The 14,310-nt window shown below is 68.1% G+C and carries 14 protein-coding genes and 2 tRNA genes; 14 read left to right on the forward strand and 2 right to left on the reverse strand.

What is annotated here, in order from left to right; translation table 11 throughout:
* Positions 1–34: 34 nt before the first annotated feature.
* The 9 genes from ccmC to Q0P60_RS03530 all read left to right on the forward strand — a co-directional run bounded on the left by ccmC (position 35) and on the right by Q0P60_RS03530 (position 7,085).
* Positions 35–805 (forward strand): heme ABC transporter permease CcmC, encoded by a 771-nt coding sequence (gene ccmC, locus Q0P60_RS03490; protein ID WP_294988252.1) that lies wholly within the window; start codon positions 35–37, stop codon positions 803–805.
* Entirely contained in the window at positions 802–990 is a 189-nt protein-coding gene (ccmD, locus tag Q0P60_RS03495) for a heme exporter protein CcmD (RefSeq protein ID WP_294988254.1), read from the forward strand. The genes ccmC and ccmD overlap by 4 nt, the downstream gene beginning before the upstream one ends.
* Complete coding sequence (ccmE, locus tag Q0P60_RS03500) at positions 987–1,448, forward strand: cytochrome c maturation protein CcmE (RefSeq protein WP_294988256.1); 462 nt, start codon at positions 987–989, stop codon at positions 1,446–1,448. The genes ccmD and ccmE overlap by 4 nt, the downstream gene beginning before the upstream one ends.
* The gene (locus Q0P60_RS03505; RefSeq protein WP_294988258.1) at positions 1,449–3,368 is read left to right on the forward strand and encodes a heme lyase CcmF/NrfE family subunit; all 1,920 of its coding nucleotides are present in this window, start codon (positions 1,449–1,451) and stop codon (positions 3,366–3,368) included. It begins immediately after the preceding gene.
* Between the two features lie 8 nt (positions 3,369–3,376).
* A complete protein-coding gene (locus tag Q0P60_RS03510; RefSeq protein ID WP_294988260.1) occupies positions 3,377–3,994 on the forward strand; it encodes a DsbE family thiol:disulfide interchange protein in 618 nt (205 codons plus the stop codon).
* A gap of 4 nt (positions 3,995–3,998) precedes the next feature.
* Complete coding sequence (locus tag Q0P60_RS03515) at positions 3,999–4,445, forward strand: cytochrome c-type biogenesis protein (RefSeq protein WP_294988262.1); 447 nt, start codon at positions 3,999–4,001, stop codon at positions 4,443–4,445.
* Positions 4,439–5,428: a tetratricopeptide repeat protein gene (locus tag Q0P60_RS03520; RefSeq protein ID WP_345780308.1), complete on the forward strand. Its 990-nt coding sequence runs from the start codon at positions 4,439–4,441 to the stop codon at positions 5,426–5,428. Before Q0P60_RS03515 ends, Q0P60_RS03520 begins: the two co-directional genes overlap by 7 nt.
* Positions 5,429–5,630: 202 nt before the next feature.
* Entirely contained in the window at positions 5,631–6,743 is a 1,113-nt protein-coding gene (locus Q0P60_RS03525) for a homoserine O-acetyltransferase (protein ID WP_294988265.1), read from the forward strand.
* Complete coding sequence (locus Q0P60_RS03530; protein WP_294988267.1) at positions 6,744–7,085, forward strand: DUF1294 domain-containing protein; 342 nt, start codon at positions 6,744–6,746, stop codon at positions 7,083–7,085.
* 103 nt (positions 7,086–7,188) lie between these two features.
* Here Q0P60_RS03530 and cydC read toward each other — a convergent pair whose 3' ends face one another.
* Positions 7,189–8,868, reverse strand: coding sequence for a thiol reductant ABC exporter subunit CydC (cydC, locus tag Q0P60_RS03535; protein WP_294988270.1), 1,680 nt, complete (start codon positions 8,866–8,868; stop codon positions 7,189–7,191).
* Positions 8,865–10,610 carry a thiol reductant ABC exporter subunit CydD gene (gene cydD, locus Q0P60_RS03540; protein ID WP_294988272.1) on the reverse strand — a complete coding sequence of 582 codons (1,746 nt, stop codon included), beginning with the start codon at positions 10,608–10,610 and terminating at the stop codon, positions 8,865–8,867. Before cydD ends, cydC begins: the two co-directional genes overlap by 4 nt.
* Positions 10,611–10,837: 227 nt before the next feature.
* On the opposite strand from cydD, the gene Q0P60_RS03545 reads away from it, so the two are divergent.
* The 5 genes from Q0P60_RS03545 to Q0P60_RS03565 all read left to right on the forward strand — a co-directional run bounded on the left by Q0P60_RS03545 (position 10,838) and on the right by Q0P60_RS03565 (position 14,118).
* A complete protein-coding gene (locus tag Q0P60_RS03545) occupies positions 10,838–12,427 on the forward strand; it encodes a cytochrome ubiquinol oxidase subunit I (protein ID WP_294988274.1) in 1,590 nt (529 codons plus the stop codon).
* Between the two features lie 15 nt (positions 12,428–12,442).
* Entirely contained in the window at positions 12,443–13,594 is a 1,152-nt protein-coding gene (gene cydB, locus Q0P60_RS03550) for a cytochrome d ubiquinol oxidase subunit II (RefSeq protein ID WP_294988277.1), read from the forward strand.
* A gap of 58 nt (positions 13,595–13,652) precedes the next feature.
* Positions 13,653–13,769, forward strand: a complete 117-nt coding sequence (gene cydX, locus Q0P60_RS03555) for a cytochrome bd-I oxidase subunit CydX (RefSeq protein ID WP_005410354.1) — start codon at positions 13,653–13,655, stop codon at positions 13,767–13,769.
* Positions 13,770–13,824: 55 nt separating this feature from the next.
* A tRNA-Pro gene (locus tag Q0P60_RS03560) sits at positions 13,825–13,901 on the forward strand.
* 140 nt (positions 13,902–14,041) lie between these two features.
* Positions 14,042–14,118 (forward strand) — tRNA-Pro (locus Q0P60_RS03565).
* Positions 14,119–14,310: the final 192 nt, after the last annotated feature.

Consider the following 14,310-nt stretch of genomic DNA (forward strand, 5'->3'; position numbering starts at 1 on the left):
GAGCCAATCCACCCCTGCTGGATAGCCGCCACGCATGAATCCGATTGTCCGCTGGTTCCACCAACTCGGTTCGCCTCCCACGTTCGACCGATTCGCTGCCCGCTGGTCGCGGGTGTTCTACCTGGCTGCGGTGCCGGTGCTGCTGGTCGGCATCTGGCAGGCGCTGCTGGTGGTGCCGCCGGAAGCCAAGCAGCTGGACAGCTTCCGCATCCTCTACATCCACGTGCCCAGCGCCTGGATGAGCCTGTTCGTATTCGCACTGATGGCGCTGTACGCCGCCATCGCGCTGATCTGGCGGATCAAGGTCTGCGAGATCCTGGCCATGGCGTGTGCACCGATGGGCGCCGGTTTCACCCTGATCACCCTGCTCACCGGCAGCATCTGGGGCAAGGGCACCTGGGGCACCTGGTGGGACTGGGACCCGCGCATGACCAGTGAACTGGTGCTGCTGTTCCTGTACCTGGGCGTCATCGGCCTGTACCACGCCATCGAAGACCGCCGCAGCGCCGCGCGCGCGGCCGGCCTGCTCGCCATCGTCGGTGTCAGCCTGCTGCCGGTGATCCGCTATTCGGTGGACTGGTGGGGCGGCCTGCACCAGCGCCAGTCGATCAATGTGTTCGGTGAATCGGCGATCAGCAGCGCGATGATCGCGCCGCTGTGGTGGATGGTGATCGGCACCAAGTTCTGGTTCGCCGGTTCGGTGCTGGCCAAGGCCCGCGCCGACAACCTCGACCGCGAAGCCGGCAAGGCCTGGGTCGGTAGCCGTGTCGATGCTCCACGCCCCGCCGCGGAGGCCCAGCCATGACCCACCTGCCCTATGTGATCGGCGCCTACGCCGTATTCGTGCTGGTGCTCGGCGCCGATGCCATCGGTTCCTGGCTGCGCCTGCGGGTGGCACGCCGCCAGGCATTGGCGCGGCAACAGCGGCAGCACACCCGCGCGGCCAGGCAGGATGCGGCGGCGCCGTTGCCGACGGAGCTGGAACGATGACCCCGGTACAGCGTCGCCGCCTGGCCTGGGTGCTGCTGGCCCTGCTCGCCTCCGGCCTGGCCACCGCACTGGTGGCGATGGCACTGGAGCGCAACATCGCCTATCTGTACACCCCGTCGGAAGTGCTGCGCGGCGATGTCGATGCGCAGTCGCGCTTCCGCCTTGGCGGCATGGTGGTGAAGGGCTCCTTCCAGCGCCCGGTCGGCTCGCTGGAAGCACGCTTCGAAGTGACCGACGGCGATGCGCAGCTGGCGGTGACCACCTCGCGGATCCTGCCGGACATGTTCGCCGAAGGCACCGCGGTGGTCGCCAGCGGCCGCCTGCAGGAAGGGATCTTCGTGGCCGACGAGGTGCTGGCCAAGCACGATGAGAAATACGTGCCGAAGGAAGTGGCCGACAAGATGGGCGACGCCCACCGCAAGCATGACGTGCCGGTAACGGCGCCCGAGGTGCGCTGAGTGCTGCCCGAGCTGGGTCAGATCCTGCTGTTGTGTGCGTTGCTGGCCGCGGTACTGCAGGCCGGCCTGCCGCTGCTCGGCGCGCATCGCAACAACAGCGCATGGATGGCGGTGGCACGACCCGCCGCATTCGCACAGCTGCTGCTGATCGCCGGCGCGTTCGCGGTACTCACCGCCGCATTCGTACAGCAGGACTTCTCGGTGCGCTACGTGGCCGAGAATTCCAACTCGCTGCTGCCACTGATCTACCGCTATTCGGCGGTGTGGGGCGCGCACGAAGGCTCGCTGCTGATGTGGGCACTGGTGCTGGCGCTGTGGACCGGCGCGGTGGCGCTGTTCTCACGGCACCTGCCGGCCCCGGTGCGGGCGCGCGTGCTGGCGGTGATGGGCGTGGTCAGCGTCGGTTTCCTCGCCTTCCTGATCTTCACCTCCAACCCGTTCCTGCGCTTGAACCCGGCGCCGCTGGAAGGCCGTGACCTCAATCCGCTGCTGCAGGACCCGGGGCTGATCATCCATCCGCCGATGCTGTACCTGGGCTATGTCGGCTTCGCGGTGCCGTTCGCGTTCGCGGTGGCTGCACTGCTGGAAGGCCGCGTCGATGCGCGCTGGCTGCGCTGGACCCGCCCCTGGACCAACGTCGCCTGGGGCTTCCTGACCCTCGGTATCGCACTGGGCAGCTGGTGGGCCTACTACGAACTGGGCTGGGGCGGCTGGTGGTTCTGGGATCCGGTCGAGAATGCCAGCTTCATGCCGTGGCTGGTCGGCGCGGCCCTGATCCATTCGCAGGCCGTCACTGAAAAACGCGGCACCTTCGGCAGCTGGACCCTGCTGCTGGCGATCGCCGCCTTCGCGCTCTCACTGCTGGGCACGTTCCTGGTGCGCTCCGGCGTGCTGACCAGCGTGCATTCGTTCGCCGCCGATCCCTCGCGTGGCCTGTTCATCCTGGTGTTCCTGTCGCTGCTGGTCGGTGGCAGCCTGCTGCTGTATGCGCTGCGCGCCAGCCGGCTGAGCGTGGACGCCGACGATCCGCGCCGTGGCTTCACCGCCACCTCGCGCGAGACCCTGCTGCTGGCCAACAACCTGTTGCTGGCCACGGCCTGCGCCATGGTGCTGCTCGGCACGCTGTACCCATTGCTCGCCGATGCGCTGTCGCTGGGCAAGATCTCGGTTGGCCCGCCCTACTTCGGCAGCCTGTTCCTGTTGTTGATGGCACCGATGGTGCTGCTGCTGCCGTTCGGCCCGCTGGTGAAGTGGCAGCGCGACCAGCCTTCGCGGGCATTCGCACTGCTGGCACCGTGGCTGGGGCTGGCGCTGCTGCTCGGCGCCCTGGCCTGGTGGCAGGCGCCGCAGAACGGCTGGAAGGCCGGTATCGGCGTCGCTGCCGCGGCCTGGGTCGGGCTCGGCACCGTCCGCTTCGTCTGGCAGCGCCTGCGCGGCAATGGCCGTTTCACCGCCGAGATGCTCGGCATGATCGTCGCCCACGCCGGCATCGCGGTGTTCCTGGCCGGCGCACTGCTGGTGGAAGCACTGAACGTGCAACGCGAAGTTGCGCTGGCTCCGGGCCAGCAGGTTGTGGTCGGCCGCCACGAAGTGCGCTTCGAGGGCGTTGACCATCGCGAAGGCCCGAACTTCATCGCCGACCGCGGCCACCTGCGGGTGTTCCGCGATGGCCGCGAGCTGGCCCTGCTGCATCCGGAGAAGCGCCAGTACGCCAGTGGCGGCCAGGTGATGACCGAGGCCGGCATCGATGCACGCATCGATGGCGATGTCTACGTGGCATTGGGCGAGCCACTGGGCAACAATGCATGGGCGGTACGGGTGCACATCAAGCCGTTCGTGCGCTGGATCTGGCTGGGCGCGCTGCTGATGGCCCTGGGCGGATTCATCACCGCCGCCGACCGCCGTTTCCGTCGTCCGTAGGAGTTCCCATGTCCGAGTCCCCCGCCCCGCGCCCCTCCCGCCCGCTGCCGCCGGTAGCCATCGTGATCGGCGTGCTGTTCTTCTTCGGCCTGCTCGGGCTGATGATCTACGGGGTGATGAAATCGGGCGACCCGCAGCGCGACGTGCTGCCGTCGGCCCTGATCGACAAGCCAGCGCCGGCCTTTGCGCTGCCGGTACTGCACGACCCGGAAATGATCGTGCACAGCGACGACCTGCGCGGCGCGCCCTACCTGTTGAACGTGTGGGGCAGCTGGTGCGCGGCCTGCCGTGAGGAACATCCGGTACTGACCCGTTTCGCCGAGAGCAAGCGGGTACGCGTGATCGGCTACAACTGGAAGGACGACCCGAACGACGCGCTGCACTGGCTGGAGCAGCTGGGCAACCCGTTCATGGTGGTGCTCAGCGACATCGAGGGCCGCACCGCGATCGACTGGGGCGTGACCGCCGCGCCGGAAACCTTCCTGGTCGATGGCAGCGGCATCGTGCGCTGGAAGTACAGCGGCGCGATGACCCAGCGCGTGGTCGATGAGAAGCTGGTTCCGGCGCTGGAGAAGATCGAGAAGGCCCAGGGCCATGCCGGCAGCCCCCTGCACACGGCGCCCTGAGCCCATGCGCTGGCTGCTGGCGCTGCTGCTGGTACTGCCGCTGGCCGCACTGGCCCAGCAACCGCTGCACGATCCGCAGCCGTTGCAGTTCCGTGACGGTAGCGAGGAACGCCGCTTCCATGACCTGGCCGCGCAGCTGCGCTGCGTGCAATGCCAGAACCAGTCGCTGGCCGATTCCAACGCACAGATTGCCCAGGACCTGCGCCGCGAGGTGCTGCAGCTGATGCAGCAGGGCCACGACGACGCGCAGATCAAGCAGTTCCTGGTGGCCCGCTACGGTGAGTTCGTGCTGTACCAGCCCCCCTTGCAGCCTGGCACCTGGTTGCTGTGGGGCGGCCCCGTGCTGGTGCTGGGTGCCGGCGCGCTGGTGGTGGCGGGCATCGTCCGCCGCCGTGGACGCACGGTTGCCGATGCAGCGGCCAGCAGGGCCGACGAAGGAGACGGGTGGTGAATCATTGGCTGCCGATGCTGGCCGGACTGACCGCGGCGCTGATGGCGGCAGCGGTGCTGTGGCCGCTGCGCCGCCACGGCCGCCGTGGATTCATCGTGGCGACACTCGCCCTCGGTGTGGCCGGCGCCTGCCTGTACCTGCTGGTCGGCGATCCGCGCGCGGCACAGCGACAGCCGGCGCCAACCGCGTCCACCCTGCGCGATGGCGTGCAGGCGCTGCAGGAGGCATTGAAGCGCGATCCGCAGCGGGCCGATGGCTGGTCGCTGCTGGGCCGCTCGCAGGCCGAGCTGGGCAATGCCGCAGCCGCTGCAGAGGCGTTTGCGCGGGCCGCTGCACTGGCGCCGGAAGATCCCGGCGTGCTGGTCGAAGCTGCGCAGGCGCGTGCGCAGGCTGATCCTGGCAAGCAGTTCGACGACACCGCGATGGGCTGGCTGCAGCAGGCGCGCACGCTGGCCCCGGATGCCGAACGGGCCAGCTGGCTGCTCGGTATCGCGCTGCGCCAGCGTGGCCGCAATGCCGAAGCGGCAGACGTCTGGAACAGCCTGCTGCCACGCCTGGAACCCGGCGCCGCGCAGGCGCTGCAGGCGCAGATCAACATCGCCCGCGAAGCCGCCGGCCAGGCGCCCGATACAGCCAACGCGGCGCCGCCGGCGCTGCTGCAGGTCCGCGTGCGGCTGCCGGCACTGGACAGCGCGCAATGGCCGGCCACGACCCGGGTGTTCGTGCTGGCCCGCGCCGTGGGAGGGCCACCGATGCCGGTGGCTGCACGCAAGCTGCCGTTGACCGGCTTCCCGGCCACCGTGGCACTGGGCGACGGTGACAGCCCGATGCCGACTGCACCGCTGTCGGCCCATCGCGAAGTGGAAGTGCTGGCCCGCATCTCGCGTACCGGCAGCGCCAACCGCAGCGAGGGCGATCTGCAGAGCGTTCCGGTGAAGGTAAGCCTGCCGCATGACGGCGTGCTGGAACTGCGTTTTCCTTGACGCTGCGCACGGTAGTGCCGGCCGCTGGCCGGCAACCACGCGGGCGCATCAAGGTTCATGAGATTGCCGGCCAGCGGCCGGCACTACCGGATCCGCGTCGAACCTTGCGGGGTTGCCGGCCAGCGGCCGGCACGACCGTGGCAACCACCGATGGAAACCAGCGTGTCGCCAGCTCCACATGCGGCCCCGCTAGAATGCCCGCATGACCGAATTCATCCCGCCCGGCACCCGCTTCCACGCCCTGCCCTCGCCGTTCCCGTTCAAGCGCGGTGGCGCGCTGCACGGCGCGCGCGTGGCCTATGAAACCTGGGGAACGCTGGCCGCCGACGCCGGAAACGCGATCCTGATCGTGACCGGGCTGTCACCGGATGCACATGCCGCCGCCAATGAGGCCAACCCGGCACCGGGTTGGTGGGAGGCCATGCTCGGCCCCGGCAAGCCGATCGATACCGACCGCTGGTTCGTGGTGTGCGTCAACTCGCTGGGCAGCTGCAAGGGCTCGACCGGCCCGGCCTCGCTCAACCCCGCCACCGGCGAACCCTACCGCCTCGACTTCCCGGAACTGTCGATCGAGGACGGTGCGCGCGCCGCCGTTGAGGTCGTGCGCGCGCTGGGCATCGCCCAGCTGGCCTGCGTGGTCGGCAATTCGATGGGCGGCATGACCGCGCTGGCAGTACTGATGCTGCATCCCGGCATCGCGCGCAGCCACATCAATATTTCCGGCAGTGCGCAGGCGCTGCCGTTCTCGATCGCGATCCGCTCGCTGCAGCGCGAAGCGATCCGCCTCGATCCGCGCTGGAACGGCGGTCACTACGACGACGATGCCTATCCCGAATCCGGCATGCGCATGGCGCGCAAGCTGGGCGTCATCACCTACCGCTCGGCGCTGGAGTGGGACGGCCGTTTCGGCCGGGTGCGGCTGGATTCGGACCAGGCCGACGATGATCCATTCGGTCTCGAGTTCCAGGTGGAAAGCTACCTGGAAGGCCACGCACGGCGCTTCGTGCGCTTCTTCGATCCGAACTGCTACCTGTACCTGAGCCGCTCGATGGACTGGTTCGACCTGGCCGAGTATGCCGGGGGCGATGTACTGGCCGGGCTGGCCGCGATCCAGGTGGAAAAGGCACTGGCGATCGGTGCCAACACCGACATCCTGTTCCCGGTGCAGCAACAGCAGCAGGTGGCCGATGGCCTTCGCGCCGGCGGCGCCGACGCACGCTTCATCGGCCTGGAATCACCACAGGGCCACGACGCGTTCCTGGTTGATTTCGAGCGCTTCGGCCCGGCCGTGCGCGGCTTCCTCGACGCGCTGTAGGTGGCGTGGCGGCGTAACCTCGCGCTGGCCGCGTTCGGCGCGTTGATCGCGCTGATGATCAGCAGCGTGCTGCCGCTGTGGCTGGGCGGCTGGTGCCTGCTGGCCAGTGCGCTGTCGTTCGGCCTGTACGGCCACGACAAGCGTGCGGCACAGCGGAAGCAATGGCGGATTCCCGAGCGCACCCTGCAGTTGCTGGCCTTTGCCGGCGGTTGGCCAGGCGCCCTGCTCGGCCAGGCACTGTTCCGCCACAAGCACCGCAAGCCCGCATTCCAGTGGGTGTTCTGGCTGTGCGTGCTGGCCAACGTGGCTTCCATCGCGGTGATGTTGCGCGAGTTCCGGTAGTGCCGGCCGCTGGCCGGCAACCTCATCACGTTTCCCGCGAATGCAGGGGTGCCGGCCAGCGGCCGGCACTACCAAGCATGGATGTGCCGGCCCAGGTCGGCATCTACCGATGCGCTTCGCGCTCCAACACCCCATCGCGCAACCGGTACTGTGCATCGACCACGCCCTCGGGCAGGTCGTCGTGGGTGATCATCAACAGGCTGCGGCCGTCCAGAAGCCCTGAAAGGTCCTGCAGCAGTGCGCGCGCGGTATCCACGTCCAGGCCTTCGGTCGGTTCGTCCAGCAGCAGGATCGGCGCATTGCGCAGCAGCGCGCGCGCCAGCGCCAGCCGGCGGGCCTGCCCCGCCGACATCGTGGCACCGTTCTCGCCCACCCAGGCCTGCAGGCCGCCGTTGCGCTCGGCCCATTCGCCCAGCTGCACCCGACGCAGCACCGCCCACAGCGCCGCATCGCTGGCCACGGGATCTCCCAGGCGCAGGTTCTCGGCCACCGTGCCGGCGAACACCGGCGCATTCTGCGGCAGCCACGCCAGCTGCCGGTGCCAGTCAGCCTGGGCGAAGTCGCGCAGGTCGCGGCCACCGTAGGTCACGCGCCCCTGCTGCGGGTCCCACAGCCGCAGCAGCAGGCTCGACAGCGTGGTCTTGCCGCTGCCGCTGTCGCCACGGATGGCGATGCGCTCACCCGGCGCCAGGGTCAGCTGCAGGCCGCACAGCACCGGGCGCGCCGCGCCCGGCCATTGGAAATGCACAGCGTCCCAGTGCACGCGTGCGGCCTGCGGCACCGGTTGCGGCGCCTGCGGATCCTCCACGGTCGGCGCCTGCTCGACGATGCCCTGCAGGCGATCGGCCGCGATCCGCCCGGACTGCAGCGACTGCCAGGCCAGGCCCATGCCGGCCCACAACTCGATCAATGCCACGGTGAGGAACACCAGACCTGCCGCCATTTCCGGCGCGATCCGCTGCTGTTCCGCTGCGTGCAGGGCCAGTGCCAGCATCGCTACCAGGCCCAGCCCTGCGACCAGGCCGTGCAGGGTCGAAGCCGCGATCAGGCGCCAGCGGCGGCGGCGGTCACGCGAGGCCAGCTGCTTGGCGGCCACGCGCACCTTCAATTGCCATGCCGCGTCGGCATGCAGCGCGGCCAGGTCGCCGGCGCCCTCCAGGCCTTCAAATGCCGCCGTACGCAGCGCGGCGCGATGCGCGGCACGGTCGGCCTCTTCGTCATCGTGGCCACGCACGCCCAGCCATGGCACGCCGAAGGCGATCAGCAGCGCCAGCACCGCCAGCAGCACGGCGGCGGACGGCAGGATCAGCGCCGCCGATGCCACCGCGACCAGCGACAACGCAGCCAGCGCTACCAGCGGCCCGATCGCCCGCACCAGCAGGCCATCCACCTCTCCGATATCGCCAAGCAGCCGTGCCAGCAGTTCGCCGGTACGGGTGGCGCCCAGGCGCGCGGGTGCCAGCGGCAGTGCACGGCGGAAGAACCACACGCGCAGATCGCGGGCGATGCGCAGGGTGGCATCGTGGCCGACCAGCTTCTCGAAGTAGCGCGACACGATACGCGCCATGGTCAGGCCACGGATGCCTGCCGACGGCGAGAAGAAATTGAAGCCCTGGCCCAGGCCGGCCGCACCGGCCAGTGCGGCCGCGGTGAGGAAGCCGCCGGACAGGCCCAGCAAGGCGGTACCGGCCAGCAGGGTGGTCCACAGCAGCAGCATGGTCAGCAGCAGGCGCGGTCGGTGCCGCAGGAACACCGCACGCAGCGAATCGGGCGAACGGCTCATGCGCGCACCGCCTGTGCCGGTTCGACCAGGCGGCCTTCCGGCAGCATCAGGCAGCGGTCGGCCCAGGCGATCACCGCCGGGCTGTGGGTGGCAACCACCACGCTGCGGCCACGCGCATAGGCCGCCAGGCTGCGCAGCAGGGCGGCTTCGGTATCGGCATCCAGGAAGGCCGTGGGCTCGTCCAGCAGCAGGACCTGCGGGTCGCGCAGCAGCAGCCGCGCCAGCCCGATGCGGCGCGCTTCGCCCCCGGACAGGCCGAAGCCACGCTCGCCGATCACCGTATCCAGCCCCTGCGGAAGGTGCTGCGCGAACTGCAGCACCTGCGAGGCCTCGGCCACCGCACGCAGGCGCGCATCACTGGCGCCGGGATCGGCCAGGCGCAGGTTGTCGGCGATGCTGCCATGGAACAGGTAGGGACGCTGGCTGGCATAGGCCACCTGCACGCCGGGACGCAGCTGCAGCTTGCCCGCACGCGGTGGCAACCAGCCGGCCAGCGCTTCCAGCAGCGTGCTCTTGCCCGATCCGCTGGGGCCCACCAGGGCCAACCGCTGGCCCGGCTCCAGCAGCACGTCCACATCGCGCAGCACGTCGTGCGCAGCGCCCAGCGGGCGCAGCACCAGCCCCTGTGCCTGCAGCGGCGGCAGCGCGGCCTCGGCCGGCTCGGCCGCCAGTGGTGCGATCTCATTCTCGATCAGGCCCTGCTCGGCAGGCAGTGACTGCAGCAGGCGCTCCACTTCGGCAGCGGCGGCCAGCGCGTTGGCGCGGTCGTGGTAATGGGCCGCCAGCCGCCGTAGCGGCGCATAGAACTCCGGTGCCAGCAGCAGGCAGAACAGGCCGGCCCCCAGGGTCGGCACCGCGGCATGCAGCGACATCATGCCGAGATAGCTCAAGCCCAGGTACAGCGCGACCATCGCCACGCTCACCGATGCGAAGAATTCCAGCACCGTGGACGACAGGAAGGCGATCCGCAGCACTTTCAGGGTACGCAGGCGGACCCCTTCAGCGGCGGCCTCCACACCGGCCAGTTCGGCCTCGCCACGGCCATACAGGCGCAGCAGGCCCAGGCCCTTGATGCGATCGGCGAAGTGGCCGCTCATCCGCGCCAATTCGCCCAGCTGGGCACGGCCGGCCGCTTCGGCGCCCCAGCCCACCAGCATCATGAAGAACGGCACCAGCGGCGCAGTGAACAGCAGGATCAGCGCAACCACCCAGTCGACCCAGGCCACGGCGGCCAGGATCAGCAGCGGCACCACCACCACTTCGGTGCGCACCGGCAGGAACCCGCTGTAATAGCTCTCGATCGCATCGCCGTGATGCAGCATCAGTTCGCCCAGCTCACCGGTACGGCGCTGGCGCAGCCACAATGGGCCGTGACCCAGCAGGCGAGCGAATACGCGCTCGCGCAGCGCCAGCCGCGCAGCGTCGGCCACATCGCCGGCAGCGGCCTGGGTGGCACTGCCCAGCAGGGTGCGCAGCACCAGGATCACCGCCAATGCGCACAGCACCGGCAGGCCCGAGGCCAGCGGCGCGCGCTGCACCAGCACCTGCTGCACCAGCCAGGCGATGGCCGCAGCCTGGCCGATCAGCAACACGCCGGACAGGCTGATGCACAGCCCCGCCAGGCGCTGGCGGCCTCGTGCGGAGTGCGCCAGACCAGCCAGCCAGGCCGCGCGGACGCGCCGCTGGCGGGCCGTTTCAGCTTCGGTGGAAAGGCCGTCGGGGGTCGTTTCGGCAGCGCTCAAGGGGTCTTCACGGGCAGCAGGGGAGACACGGCATTGTAGGCGCAGGCAACAGGCCGCCCCTGCGGCCGGCGGTCGCAGTCTTCATCAGGTTCGCATACGATCCCTTCGCACACCTGTTCATACATTGATCTGGATCAAGGCTGTTTGAAGTAGTCGGTCACATCATTCACGTCGTAGACCACCCTTCCCGCCACCTGCAACGGCACTATCCACGAGGTAGCCAGGCCATGATTGATCAGACAGTCGTAGAACTGTCGCGGCTGCAATTCGCGCTGACCGCGATGTACCACTTCCTATTCGTACCGCTCACCCTCGGCCTGTCCTTCATGGTGGCCATCATGGAGAGCGTGTACGTGATGACCGGCAAGGAGATCTGGCGCAGGATGACCCTGTTCTGGGGCGTCCTGTTCGGCATCAACTTCGCCATGGGCGTCGCCACCGGCATCGTCATGGAATTCCAGTTCGGCATGAACTGGTCCTATTACAGCCACTACGTCGGCGATATCTTCGGTGCGCCGCTGGCCATCGAAGGCCTGATGGCCTTCTTCCTGGAAGCGACCTTCGTCGGCCTGTTCTTCTTCGGCTGGAACCGCCTGACCAAGGTCAAGCACCTGATGGTGACCTGGCTGATGGCGCTGGGCACCAACCTGTCGGCGATCTGGATCCTGATCGCCAACGGCTGGATGCAGAACCCGACCGGTGCAGTGTTCAACCCGGAAACCATGCGCATGGAAGTCGTCGACTTCATGGCGGTGGTGTTCAACCCGGTGGCACAGGCCAAGTTCGTGCACACCGTCAGCGCCGGCTACGTGACCGGTGCGGTGTTCGTGATGGCGATCAGCGCCCTGTTCCTGCTGCGCAACAAGCACAAGGACCTGGCCCGCCGTTCGTTCGCGGTGGCTGCAGCGTTCGGCCTGCTGTCCTCGCTGTCGGTGGTGGTGCTGGGTGACGAGAGCGGTTATGCCGCCAGCGAGCACCAGAAGATGAAGCTGGCCGCGATCGAAGCGATGTGGGAGACCGAGCGTGCGCCGGCCGACTTCACCGCGTTCGGCATTCCGAACCAGGAAACCCACCAGAACGACTACGCGGTGAAGATCCCGTACCTGATGGGCCTGATCGCCACCCGTTCGTTGAACCAGCCGATCCCGGGCATCCTGGAACTGGTGGACCGCGCCGAACACCGCGTGCGCGGCGGCCAGCTGGCCTACGGTGCGCTGGAGCGCCTGCGCGCCAACAAGAACGACGTCGAAGCGCGCGAGATGTTCGACCGCCATTGGCAGGATCTGGGCCATGGCCTGCTGCTCAAGCGCTACCGCGATGACATCCTCAATGCCACCCCGCAGGAGATCTCGCAGGCGGCGATGGATACCGTGCCGCGCGTGATGCCGCTGTTCTGGACCTTCCGCGTGATGGCCGGCCTCGGCTTCTACCTGATTGCCTTCTTCGCGCTGGCCTTCTACTACTCGTGCCGCAACAACTTCCAGGACAAGCGCTGGTTCCTGCGCCTGGCCCTGTGGACGTTGCCGGCCCCCTGGATCGCGATCGAGTGCGGCTGGTTCGTGGCCGAGTACGGCCGCCAGCCGTGGGCGGTCGACGGCGTGCTGCCGACCTTCTATGCAGCATCGGGCCTGGCACTGCATGAAATCGTGCTGACCCTGGCCGGCTTCACCGCGATCTACACCGCGCTGATCGTGGTCGAGATCAAGCTGATGCTCAAGGCGATCCGCAAGGGTCCGGACGAGGTGCTGCCGTCGCTGCAGTCGCCCCAGCCGCATGCTTCCCACAATGCCTCGGCGCCGGCCGCCGGCCAGGCCTGAGGCAGGAGAACCAAGATGGATTTCATTCTTCTGGACTACACCACGCTACGCGTGATCTGGTGGCTGCTGCTCGGCATCCTGCTGATCGGCTTCGCCGTCATGGATGGTTTCGACCTGGGCGTGGGCACCCTGCTGCCCTTCGTCGCCCGCAACGATGCCGAGCGCCGGCTGGTGATCAACACCATCGGCCCGGTCTGGGAAGGCAACCAGGTGTGGCTGGTGCTCGGTGGCGGCGCGATCTTCGCCGCCTGGCCGCCGCTGTACGCGGTCAGCTTCTCCGGGTTCTACCTGGCGATGTTCGTGATCCTGTTCGCATTGATCCTGCGTCCGGTCGGCTTCAAGTTCCGCAGCAAGATGCCCAGCGAGCGCTGGCGCAACACCTGGGACTGGGCATTGTTCATCGGTGGCTTCATCCCGGCACTGATCATGGGCGTGGCCGTGGGCAACGTGCTGCTGGGCGTGCCGTTCCACTTCGATGACAGCATGCGCATCTTCTACACGGGCTCGTTCTTCGGCCTGCTGATGCCCTTCGCGCTGCTGGCCGGCCTGCTCAGCGTGTCGATGCTGGTCGCCCACGGTGCCGCCATGCTGGTGCTGAAGACCGACGGCCCGGTGGCCGAACGCGCGGCCCGCTTCGGCAGCATCGCCGCGGTCATCGCCTTCGTGCTGTTCGCGGCCGGTGGGGCCTGGGTGGCCTTCGGCCTGCCCGGCTACCAGATCACCTCGCAGGTGGTCACCGATGGCGCCACCAATCCGCTGCTGAAGACCGCCGAACTGGGCGCCGCCGGTGGCTGGATGCGCAACTACAGCGCGATGCCGGCCACGATCCTGGCTCCGCTGCTCGGCCTGGCCGGCCTGCTGGCCAGTGCCGTGCTGCTGCGTGCCCGTCGTGGCGGCCTGGCCTTCATCGCCTCCGGTGCGGCCATCGCCGGCATCATCCTGACCGTTGGCTTCGCCATCTTCCCGTTCCTGCTGCCGTCCTCGAGCCAGCCCACCTCCAGCCTGACCGTGTGGGATGCCTCGTCCAGCCACCTGACCCTGTGGATCATGCTGCTGGCCACCGCGGTGTTCCTGCCGATCATCATCGGTTACACCACCTGGGTGTACCGCGTGCTGAAGGGCAAGACCACCAGCGAAGAGATGGGCAACAACCCGAACGCGTATTGATCGCTTGCACGTGTGCCGACCAACGGTCGGCACCTCCCCGGAATGAAGGAGACTGATCATGTGGTATTTCGCCTGGATTCTCGGCGCCGGCCTCGCCTCGACGGTGGCCATCCTCAACGGCATGTGGTTCGAAGCCCGCGAGCAGAACCGCATCGAGAAAGAAAATCGTCGCTGAGCTGTAAAAAAGCCTTGCCGCCTTGGCCTTCACACGGTATCTTAGGCGGCTCCTTCGGGGTGTAGCTCAGTCTGGTAGAGCGCTACGTTCGGGACGTAGAGGTCGCAGGTTCGAATCCTGTCTCCCCGACCACTCAAGTGGTCGCATTGAAGCCTGGTGAAGTCGTCCAGGCTTTTTTGTTCCCTGAAGTGGCACTGCTTCGGCAGTGTGAAGAAAACAGCATTTACCCCTTGCCGCCACCGGGGTGAATCGCTAGAATAGGCGGCTCCCTTCGGGGTGTAGCTCAGTCTGGTAGAGCGCTACGTTCGGGACGTAGAGGTCGCAGGTTCGAATCCTGTCTCCCCGACCACTTCGGTGGTCACCAAGAAGCCTGGAAGACATCACTGTCCTCCGGGTTTTTTTGTATCCGGCGCCAGGCCACCCACATGACGGGACCTTGCCGGAGTGCCCACGTACAATGGCCGCGCTGCCGGCCCGCCTGCAGCAACCTCCCCCACCTGCCGCTTCGGCGTAGACCGATGCCGGCGCTGCATGCCATCCC

The sequence above is a fragment of the uncultured Stenotrophomonas sp. genome (genome assembly GCF_945952405.1).
GTDB lineage: Bacteria > Pseudomonadota > Gammaproteobacteria > Xanthomonadales > Xanthomonadaceae > Stenotrophomonas.

Excerpts from the sequence above, each read along its gene's own strand:
- ccmC (WP_294988252.1), top strand. The coding sequence starts at position 35 with ATGAATCCGATTGTCCGCTGGTTCCACCAACTCGGTTCGCCTCCCACG.
- ccmD (WP_294988254.1), top strand. The coding sequence starts at position 802 with ATGACCCACCTGCCCTATGTGATCGGCGCCTACGCCGTATTCGTGCTG.
- ccmE (WP_294988256.1), top strand. The coding sequence starts at position 987 with ATGACCCCGGTACAGCGTCGCCGCCTGGCCTGGGTGCTGCTGGCCCTG.
- Q0P60_RS03510 (WP_294988260.1), top strand. The coding sequence starts at position 3,377 with ATGTCCGAGTCCCCCGCCCCGCGCCCCTCCCGCCCGCTGCCGCCGGTA.
- Q0P60_RS03515 (WP_294988262.1), top strand. The coding sequence starts at position 3,999 with ATGCGCTGGCTGCTGGCGCTGCTGCTGGTACTGCCGCTGGCCGCACTG.
- Q0P60_RS03525 (WP_294988265.1), top strand. The coding sequence starts at position 5,631 with ATGACCGAATTCATCCCGCCCGGCACCCGCTTCCACGCCCTGCCCTCG.
- cydC (WP_294988270.1), bottom strand. The coding sequence starts at position 8,868 with ATGAGCCGTTCGCCCGATTCGCTGCGTGCGGTGTTCCTGCGGCACCGA.
- Q0P60_RS03545 (WP_294988274.1), top strand. The coding sequence starts at position 10,838 with ATGATTGATCAGACAGTCGTAGAACTGTCGCGGCTGCAATTCGCGCTG.
- cydB (WP_294988277.1), top strand. The coding sequence starts at position 12,443 with ATGGATTTCATTCTTCTGGACTACACCACGCTACGCGTGATCTGGTGG.
- cydX (WP_005410354.1), top strand. The coding sequence starts at position 13,653 with ATGTGGTATTTCGCCTGGATTCTCGGCGCCGGCCTCGCCTCGACGGTG.